We start from the raw sequence: 8,468 nt of genomic DNA, 5'->3' as shown, positions 1-8,468 counted from the left end.
ATGAGATTTCCCAATTAGTAAGACCCCTGGAAGACGACCAGGTTGATAGGTCCGAGGTGGAAGTGCGGCAACGCATGCAGCTGACGGATACTAATCGGTCGAGGGCTTATCCAACACAACACATCGGTAAGAATGTTACTCGCGAGTTGCTTCGCATCCGGTTTTCAGGGAATAAACAATGAAAGCTTGACTTTCTTGTTGAAACCTGATAATATTATAATTCGTTTGGTGATAATGGCGGAGGGGAACCACGCGTTCCCATCTCGAACACGACCGTTAAGCCCTCCAGCGCCAATGGTACTTGGACCGCAGGGTCCTGGGAGAGTAGGACGTCGCCAAGCGAATATTCCCTGATAGCTCAGTTGGTAGAGCACTCGACTGTTAATCGAGTTGTCACAGGTTCGAGTCCTGTTCGGGGAGCCATATGCTTCCATAGCTCAGTAGGTAGAGTGCATCCATGGTAAGGATGAGGTCACCGGTTCGATCCCGGTTGGAAGCTCCATTTTTTCGGCCCGTTGGTCAAGGGGTTAAGACACCTCCCTTTCACGGAGGTAACAGGGGTTCGAATCCCCTACGGGTCACCATCTTCGATTCTTGTCTGAATAGCTTTCTTGAGCTAAGGGCAAGCTTGAAGAACTGAATGTTGGGGATTAGCCAAGCGGTAAGGCAACGGACTTTGACTCCGTCACCCCTAGGTTCGAATCCTAGATCCCCAGCCATTCATGAGCCATTAGCTCAGTTGGTAGAGCACCTGACTTTTAATCAGGGTGTCGTAGGTTCGAGTCCTACATGGCTCACCACCATCTAGATGCGCGCGTGTGGCGGAATTGGCAGACGCACTAGACTTAGGATCTAGCGGGCAACCGTGGGGGTTCAAGTCCCTCCACGCGCATCAAGTTTCAAGTTTTAGGATTTGCGGACGTGGCTCAGTGGTAGAGCATCGCCTTGCCAAGGCGAGGGTCGAGGGTTCGAATCCCTTCGTCCGCTCCATAATGTGTGCCCATAGCTCAGCTGGATAGAGCGTTTGACTACGAATCAAAAGGTCGGGAGTTCGAATCTCTCTGGGCACGCCATCTTCAAGTTTCTTTTGACAATAGCTGTTGCATACAACGGGACGTAGCTCAGCTTGGTAGAGCACCTGCTTTGGGAGCAGGGGGTCGCATGTTCAAATCGTGTCGTCCCGACCACTTTTTTCATCACGGTATGCGGGTGTAGTTCAATGGTAGAACTCCAGCCTTCCAAGCTGGTAGCGTGGGTTCGATTCCCATCACCCGCTCCATACTTGAATGGTAACCTTGCCTAAGGCAAGGTTTTTTTGCATTCTCGTTAGCCTTTTGCAAATGGGAAGATCTACTATTGCTAGTCTGACATCTGCAACTTCGAGTTAATATGCGTTTTTTTTGCATCTATATACTTCATGGTGTATAGCAATGAAGCCGCTTTCGAAACAACAATCTCCGTATAATTTGGCTTTCTCATTGAAGCTCCTTGTCCCGTAATCCGTACATTCTGCATAGAATTAACACGAACGATAAGCTTTTTTTTCGCGCGGTTAAAAAAGAAATGGTTTTTCTAACGCCTGTCTTTGTGCTAAAATGGATCAAATATTCCATTACGGTTAACCTGTACATTCGGATTTAAAACCGAAGAAAAGTAAGGGATAGGATTGGGTGAGATGATGTCTGAGTTGAACATGTTGACCAAGAGCACGACCAACAACTTGCTTCGCCGCGACGTCCGTTTTCTGGGCAATATTCTTGGAGATGTCCTCCTGCACCAAGGAGGCAAGGAGCTTCTCACGATCGTCGAGAAGATCAGAGAGATGAGCAAATCGCTGAGAGCTCAATTCAGCGAGGATTTGTATCAGGAAGTGAAGGACACCATCGATTCCCTTACTCCGGAGACCCGTCATAAAGTCATTCGCGCCTTTGCGATTTACTTTCAGCTGGTCAACATTGCGGAGCAGAATCATCGTATTCGCCGTAAGCGGGACTATGACCGGACGGCAGGAGAGTCGATTCAGCCCGGATCCATCGAGAGTGTGATCAAGGAGCTCAAGCAGCAGGAAACAGGGGCTGACGAAATCGCGGCGATTCTGAACAGCATTTCGCTGGAGCTTGTCATTACGGCGCATCCGACGGAGGCCACGCGGCGGGCCGTGCTGGACATCCATCAGCGGATTGCCCGGGATGTCATGCAATACGACAATCCGATGCTGACCTTCCGCGAGCGCGAACACTTGAAGGATAAGCTGACGAGTGAGATCCTCACGCTTTGGCAGACGGATGAGCTGCGCGACCGCAAACCGACGGTGCTGGATGAAGTGCGCAATGGCCTTTACTATTTTGATGAAACGTTGTTTGATGTCATTCCGGAAGTCTATGGTGAATTGGAACGATGTCTGGACAAATACTACCCGCAGTTGGTCTGGCATGCTCCGAAATTCCTTCGCTTCGGCAGCTGGATCGGCGGAGATCGGGATGGCAACCCTTCCGTAACCTCGGATGTCACGAAGACAGCCTTACAAATGCATCGTGACGCTGCCCTTCAGAAATACGAGGCTGCTGTATCCGGTTTGATCAGTCACATGAGCTTTAACAACAATCTAGTTCAAGTTAGTCAAGAGCTGCTCGACTCCATCGAGGAGGATCGGGAGAAGGTTCACCTTGAGCATAACGAGCCGTGGCGGACGGAGTCTGAGCCTTATCGGGTGAAGATTGTTTATATCCTGGAGAAGTTGTGGAATACTCGTCTCCTGGAGTGTCCGGATGATAAAGTGAAGTATGGCACGGTGGAAGAGTTCCTGGCCGACATTCAAGTGATCGACAACAGCCTCCGCAGCCATTATGCAGGCTATGTAGCCGATATGTATACGAAGAAGCTCATTCGCCAAGCGGAGCTGTTTGGCTTCCACATGGTGACGCTGGACATTCGCCAGCACAGCAAGGAGCACGAAGCCGCGATGGCGGAGGCCCTCGCCTTAATGGGAATCACGGACCGTTATGCAGAGTTGGAAGAAGATACGAAGGTAGAGCTGCTGTCTTCTCTTCTGGAAGATCCTCGCCCGCTCATATCGCCGAATTTTGAATACTCCGATTCAACGAAGGAAAGCCTCAATGTCTTCAAGACTGTCTTTGAAGCACAAAAGGAATTTGGCACATCCTGCATTACCAGCTACCTGATCAGCATGACCAACGATGCCAGCGACCTGCTGGAGGTTATGGTCTTCTGCAAGGAATTCGGACTCTATCGTCGCGAAGCAGACGGTTCGGTTACCTGTACGCTGCAGCCCGTGCCGCTGTTTGAGACCATCGACGACCTGCATGCTGCCCCCGCAATTATGGAGAAGCTGTTCCGGATCGATGCGTACCGGAGAAGCCTCAGCAGCCTGAATGAGGTCCAAGAGATCATGCTGGGTTATTCGGACAGCAACAAAGACGGCGGGGTACTGACGGCCAACTGGGAGCTCAAAGTCGCGTTGGAGGAGATCACCGAGGTCGGAACCCGGAACGGCGTTCGGCTGAAGTTCTTCCATGGCCGTGGAGGAGCGCTTGGCCGCGGAGGCATGCCGCTCAACCGCAGCATTCTGGCGCAGCCGCCGCATACGCTCGGCGCTGGCATCAAGATCACCGAGCAAGGGGAAGTCTTGTCTCAACGTTACTCGGTGAAGGGCATTGCCTATCGAAGCCTGGAGCAGGCGACCTGGGCGCTCATTACGGCCGCCTCACTCGCTCGCACCCCGCAGAGCGATCTGCAGGTGCACAAGTGGGAAGGCATCATGAAGGACATCTCCGAGCAGTCGCTCACGAAGTATCAGGATCTGATCTTCCGGGATCCGGACTTCATGACATTCTTCCGGGAGGCGACGCCTCTGCCTGAGGTAGGCGAGCTCAACATCGGCTCTCGGCCTTCGAAGCGCAAGAACAGCGACCGCTTCGAGGACCTGCGCGCGATTCCTTGGGTCTTCGCCTGGACTCAGACCCGTTATCTGCTACCGGCTTGGTATGCTGCCGGAACCGGTCTGCAGTCATTCTATCAGGATAATCCGCAGAACATGCGAATTCTGCAGCAGATGTACGCCCGCTGGTCGTTCTTCCGCACAGCGATTGATAACGTGCAGATGGCGCTCGCCAAGGCAGACTTGCTCATCGCGAAGGAGTACGGCAAGCTCGTCCGCAACGGCGAGATGGCGGATCGCATCTATCGCCTCATCGAGGAGGAGTTTGAGCTCACGTCCTCTCTTGTTCTGCAAATCACCGGGCAGAAGGAAATTCTTGATAATGTGCCGATCCTGCAAGAGTCGATTCGACTGCGGAACCCGTATGTCGATCCGCTCAGCTACATGCAGGTGGGTCTTCTCGAAGAGCTTCGCCATATTCGCGAGGAAGAAGGGGACGATTCCTTCTTGATCCGCGAGGTGCTTCTGACCATCAACGGAATTGCAGCAGGGCTTCGCAATACGGGCTGATGATCGTTTCGTTCTTCCACGCCAATCCTCAACAGACCGAAGGCCGTTTATCGGCTTTCGGTCTGTTTTTTTACATGTTCTCTACAAGAATCTAGGAAAAACGTGTACAATGGATGGGAAACGGCAAGATTACATCAGAACAGCCCGGCTGTCTCTGACGAATACGTAATTCAGTGCATGTCGCTATCCGAAGCGGTTCCTGTTGGACACGCATGTAGCGAAGGGTGCGCGGACGCGGAATGGGCAATGTCAGGCTCATGCCGATCGTAAGAAACTTACGTTACCGGAGGAAAATTTGTGAAAGACACGGAAGCAAGGCTTGCGACGCTGGCCCGCAAAGGGGATCGGTCAGCCTTTGCGGGACTGGTGGACTTATACAAGGATAAAATGTATCACCTGGCCTACCGCATGTTGGGATCATCCCACGAGGCGGAAGATGTTGCGCAGGAGACTTTTTTGCGCGTGTATACGAACCTGGATCGGTACGACGAGAATCAGAAATTCTCCACCTGGATTTACCGAATCGCCACCAACCTGTGTATCGATCGGCTGCGCAAACGCAAGGCGAGCTATTCCCTTGACGCCGAGATGCCGGATGGGGAAGGGGCGGATTGGTATTCCCTGCTCCCAAGCAACCAGCCTGGGCCGGAGGATGAGGTTCTTCTGTCCGAGACCCAGAACCATATTCGCAAAGCCATCGATACCTTACCCGAAAAGTACAAATCGGTCGTCATTCTCCGCTATCTGCAGGACATGTCCTTGCAGGAGATCGGCGAGGTGCTGGACATGCCCGTGACGACGGTGAAGACGCGGGTTCACCGCGGGCGGGAGTTTTTGCGGAAGAAGCTGCATTCAGAATATGGGGGAAAACTTTTTTGAAACAAAACCATCGGAGGGACGTATGTATCCTAGAGTTGAACCTGAAGAAAGGAGTGGCTATTCGATGACCTGCGACGAAGCCCTCCCCCTCATGCACGAATACCTGGACGGCAGTACGGATGGAACGGAAGCGGCCGAGCTCAAAAAGCACCTGCTTCAGTGCCCCGAATGCAACCGGGTTTTCCGAGAACTTGAAATGACGGACGCGCTTGTAAAGAGCAGTCCGCACGTGGCCGCACCGGATGATCTCACGGATCGGATTATGAAGAGCTTGCCCGTTCGCCCTAAGCGTGAATCCTGGCTGGGGTGGGTTAAGCGCCATCCGGCAATCTCTGTGGCTTCTGTCTTTCTCTTTGTCATGCTGGGGAGTTTCCTATCCATGTGGTCCCAGGATCAGGAGCTTACCGTGAAGGGAAGCAACCTCGATCAGCTGGTAATTGAAGACGGAACAGTCTATTTGCCTAAGGGACATCGCGTCAGCGGCAACCTGATGGTGCGCGGCGGCGATGTTCAGATCGACGGAGAATTGGACGGCAACCTCGTGGTTGTGGACGGGCAATACCACACCGCGTCGACGGCAACCATATCCGGCAAGATTTACAGCATCAACCAAGCAGCGGAATGGCTGGTTTACCAGGTGAAGGAGATCTTTGTTCCCGCCGCCCAGTAAATGAGCCTGTCTGCCCTCCCCCTGGTGTTGGGGGAGGGTTTTTTGCTGAAAATATGGTATCATGAAGGATAGCGGACAGCCCGGGGGCTTTATGCAGGAACAAAGCCAGGGACCGCCAAAGGACAACCCTCGGATCGGGGGTTCTGACGGGAGACATCGACATGGGCCTTTCCTTTACTTTGGGGGATACCGCCAAAGAAATTATCGATATCTTGATCGTCAGCTACATCGTCTATCAAGGGCTCGTTCTGCTCCGCGGCACGAGAGCCATTCAACTGCTGAAAGGCATCTTCGTCGTCGTGGTCGTATGGGCGCTCAGCGTGTGGCTGAACTTGAATACCCTGCAATGGCTCATGAACCAAATGTTCAACATCGGGGTCATTGCCCTCATCATCATTTTCCAGCCGGAGCTTCGGCGGGCGCTGGAGCAGCTTGGACGGGGAAGGCTGTTCAGCCGGACAAGCGCGGAGGAGGACTACCTCATCACCGAGCGGATCGGGCAACTGATGAAGGCGGTCAATTATTTGTGCAAAAGAAAAATCGGCGCGCTCATCGTATTCGAACGGGAGACGGGCTTGAACGAATACATTGAATCGGGGATCAACCTGGGAGCGGAGATGAGCTCCGAGATTCTGATCAACATTTTCATCCCGAATACACCCCTTCACGATGGAGCGGTGATCGTCCGGCAAAATCAGATTGTGGCGGCGGCCTGTTACCTGCCGCTCTCCGAGAATCCTTTTATCAGCAAGGAGCTGGGAACCCGGCATCGCGCGGGCATTGGTGTAAGTGAGATGTCTGATGCGATCTCTGTCATCGTCTCGGAGGAGACGGGGCAGGTGTCCCTCGCAATCAACGGGCTCGTGGTGCGGGACATCAAGGAGGAATCGCTCATCTCCAAGCTCTATGAAGAGCTGCGTCCCAAGCAAAAGGTTAGCGAACGAAAACCCTTTTTGAAGTGGAAAGGGTGGAAACGCCATGGATAAATTTCTGCAAAACAACAATGTCGTCAAAGCGCTCGCGGTGCTGATTGCGATCCTCCTGTGGCTCGTCGTGCGTTTTGACTCCAACAGCACCTCGGCGCGGGCGGTGAACTCGGAGCGGAGGGAGACGATCTCGAATGTGGTCGTGAACCCGGTGTATGACGAAAGCGTCTATGCGATTAAATCTATTACGCCGTCAGAGGTTGCGGTAGAATTGCGCTGGTCGGACACCAGCTTCCGCAAGCCGAGCTTCTCGGACCTCCGTGTCGAAGCCAACCTTACCAATCTGACGGAGGGAACGCATCAGGTGTTCCTCAGCACCACCGGCTTGAAGTCGTACGTGGATGCGTCCATCTCCCCGCCGACGGTACAGGTCACCTTGGAAAAGATCCAGCATAAGCAGCTGCCGGTCTCCATCATCCCGACGGGCAAGCCGTATGACGGGTATAAGGCGGGGACGCCGATCGTGAAGCCTGCGCGGGTGAGCGTATCGGTCCCGGAGAGCCTCCTGAATCAAGTGACGGAGGTTCGGGCGGAAGTCAGCGTGGAAGGGGCCAAGGACACCGTGGTCAAGCAGGTGAAGCTAACGATGTACGACAAGGACGGCAAGGTCGTGGATGGTGAGATCAGTCCGGCTGTGGTGGATGTCGAGATTCCAATCTCCAGTCCGTTCAAGCAGATGCCTCTTCAGCTCAAGCTGAAGGGAGAGCCGGCAGCCGGCTTCGCCATCGAGTCGGTTACCCAAGAGCCGGAGACCGTGACGGTATATGCTCCGCAGGAGGTGCTCAACAAGCTCGAGTTCTATGAAGGGCTGGAGCTGGATATGAGCGGGGTATCTTCCTCGCAGAGCTTGAGCTTGAAGGTGCCGCTCGCGGAAGGGGTGACCAAGGTCATCCCGGAAGAGATCGTGGCGACCGTGAAGGTCGTTCCGGCGGCAACACGTACGTTAGAGGGGATCCCCGTGGCCATCACGGGACAATCCCGCGATTATACGTACAACCTGCCGGATGGGACAGCAGCCATCAGCCTGACGCTGGTCGGCGCGCAAGCGGTTCTGGATCGCTTGCAGCCCCAGGATATCTCGGCCACGGTCGACCTGAGCAGCCTCGGCCCGGGGATTCACGAGCTGCCCGTCATGGTCAACCTGCCGCTCTATGTGAAGCGGCAGGGGGCTGACCCGATGGTGCGTGTCGAGATCGAGGCGAAGGCGGTGAGCACGAGCGCGCCGGGAGCGGCGGCTACGCCTACTCCATCGCCGAGCAGTGCGTCGCCTTCCCCCTCACCTACGCCCACGCCAAGCCCGTCGGCTACGCCTGCGATGGCGACGCCGGCTGCAAGCTCGAATGAGGAGGGGCAGGAGAACGAAGCGCCCTAAAGGCTGGCTTGCGCTTGCTCAGGCGAATCAAGAACCGAACAACCCAATGTAGACATACGAATGACGAAGAATGGTTGAGAGAGAGAAGGGAGA

The 8,468-nt window shown here is 54.3% G+C and carries 5 protein-coding genes, 10 tRNA genes and 2 rRNA genes; all 17 read left to right on the top strand.

The features are described 5' to 3' along the window. Positions 1-114, top strand: a 23S ribosomal RNA gene (locus AAFN83_RS15045); the annotation flags it as partial. A gap of 110 nt (positions 115-224) precedes the next feature. Beyond that, a 5S ribosomal RNA gene (rrf, locus tag AAFN83_RS15040) occupies positions 225-341 on the top strand. Between the two features lie 6 nt (positions 342-347). After that, positions 348-423: transfer RNA gene (locus AAFN83_RS15035), tRNA-Asn, on the top strand. A 3-nt stretch (positions 424-426) separates the two neighbouring features. Further along, a tRNA-Thr gene (locus tag AAFN83_RS15030) sits at positions 427-502 on the top strand. 7 nt (positions 503-509) lie between these two features. After that, a tRNA-Glu gene (locus tag AAFN83_RS15025) sits at positions 510-584 on the top strand. Positions 585-644: 60 nt separating this feature from the next. Beyond that, positions 645-719 (top strand) — tRNA-Gln (locus AAFN83_RS15020). Positions 720-724: 5 nt separating this feature from the next. Next, positions 725-800 (top strand) — tRNA-Lys (locus AAFN83_RS15015). A 12-nt stretch (positions 801-812) separates the two neighbouring features. Further along, positions 813-892 (top strand) — tRNA-Leu (locus AAFN83_RS15010). A gap of 23 nt (positions 893-915) precedes the next feature. Further along, positions 916-990, top strand: a tRNA-Gly gene (locus AAFN83_RS15005). Between the two features lie 6 nt (positions 991-996). Further along, a tRNA-Arg gene (locus AAFN83_RS15000) sits at positions 997-1,073 on the top strand. 37 nt (positions 1,074-1,110) lie between these two features. Beyond that, positions 1,111-1,187: transfer RNA gene (locus tag AAFN83_RS14995), tRNA-Pro, on the top strand. A gap of 18 nt (positions 1,188-1,205) precedes the next feature. Beyond that, positions 1,206-1,279, top strand: a tRNA-Gly gene (locus AAFN83_RS14990). A gap of 399 nt (positions 1,280-1,678) precedes the next feature. Further along, positions 1,679-4,468 (top strand): phosphoenolpyruvate carboxylase, encoded by a 2,790-nt coding sequence (gene ppc, locus AAFN83_RS14985; RefSeq protein ID WP_347770773.1) that lies wholly within the window; start codon positions 1,679-1,681, stop codon positions 4,466-4,468. A gap of 297 nt (positions 4,469-4,765) precedes the next feature. Then, the gene (gene sigW, locus AAFN83_RS14980; protein ID WP_347770740.1) at positions 4,766-5,347 is read left to right on the top strand and encodes an RNA polymerase sigma factor SigW; all 582 of its coding nucleotides are present in this window, start codon (positions 4,766-4,768) and stop codon (positions 5,345-5,347) included. A 64-nt stretch (positions 5,348-5,411) separates the two neighbouring features. Next, positions 5,412-6,017: a zf-HC2 domain-containing protein gene (locus AAFN83_RS14975; protein WP_347770738.1), complete on the top strand. Its 606-nt coding sequence runs from the start codon at positions 5,412-5,414 to the stop codon at positions 6,015-6,017. A 161-nt stretch (positions 6,018-6,178) separates the two neighbouring features. After that, the gene (gene cdaA, locus AAFN83_RS14970; RefSeq protein ID WP_347770736.1) at positions 6,179-7,003 is read left to right on the top strand and encodes a diadenylate cyclase CdaA; all 825 of its coding nucleotides are present in this window, start codon (positions 6,179-6,181) and stop codon (positions 7,001-7,003) included. Then, positions 6,996-8,375 carry a CdaR family protein gene (locus AAFN83_RS14965; RefSeq protein ID WP_347770735.1) on the top strand — a complete coding sequence of 460 codons (1,380 nt, stop codon included), beginning with the start codon at positions 6,996-6,998 and terminating at the stop codon, positions 8,373-8,375. Before cdaA ends, AAFN83_RS14965 begins: the two co-directional genes overlap by 8 nt. The last annotated feature ends 93 nt before the right edge of the window (positions 8,376-8,468 follow it).

Source organism: Gorillibacterium sp. CAU 1737, from assembly GCF_039888655.1.
Classification (GTDB): Bacteria; Bacillota; Bacilli; order Paenibacillales; family NBRC-103111; genus Gorillibacterium.
The sequence above is the reverse complement of the archived record's forward strand: the minus strand, read 5'-3'. Positions and strand labels throughout refer to the sequence as shown.